Raw genomic sequence first — 641 nt, 5'->3', positions numbered from 1 at the left:
GTGGGCTCGGTGCGCACACCGTCCTCGAGGCGCAGAAGCTCGCCTACGCGGATCGCGACGTGTGGTTCGGCGACGGCGATGGAACGGTGTCCCCCGCTGCCCTGCTGGCGGACGACTACGTCACCCGGCGGCGGGATCTGATCGCCGGCGAGGCGTCGCGCGAGTTCCGTCCCGGGGCGCCCGAGGGACGGCATCCGGTGATTCCTCCCCTTAGGACCGAAGCGGGTGTCTCCGCGGGCGCAACGGGTGAACCCACGGTTGATCGTTCGGGGCAGACGCGCGGGGATACCTGCCACATCGATGTCATCGACCGCTGGGGAAACGCGATCTCGGCGACGCCGTCGGGCGGGTGGTTGCAGTCCTCGCCGACCATCCCCGAACTGGGGTTCTGCCTCGGCACCCGCCTGCAGATGACCTGGCTGGTTCCGGGACACCCCGCCTCGCTCACACCGCGGCGACGACCCCGAACCACTCTGACGCCGACCCTTCTCACGCGAGGAGACGAGGTCACCGCGCTCGGGTCTCCGGGTGGCGACCAGCAGGACCAGTGGCAGTTGCCGGTGCTCCTGCGCATGCTCGTCGGCGGATACACGCCGCAGCAGGCGATCGACGCCCCGACCCTGCACACGACGGCCATCGCC

1 protein-coding gene is annotated in these 641 nt (G+C 70.5%); it reads left to right on the top strand.

Annotated features, from left to right (window positions below; all coding sequences use genetic code 11):
- A partial coding sequence (locus tag NS283_RS18170) for a gamma-glutamyltransferase (protein WP_193752719.1) occupies positions 1-641 on the top strand: 641 nt, incomplete at both ends.

Origin of the sequence: Microbacterium testaceum (genome assembly GCF_001476285.1) — a bacterium.
GTDB classification, from domain to species: Bacteria; Actinomycetota; Actinomycetes; order Actinomycetales; family Microbacteriaceae; genus Microbacterium; species Microbacterium testaceum_B.
The sequence above is the reverse complement of the archived record's forward strand: the minus strand, read 5'-3'. Positions and strand labels throughout refer to the sequence as shown.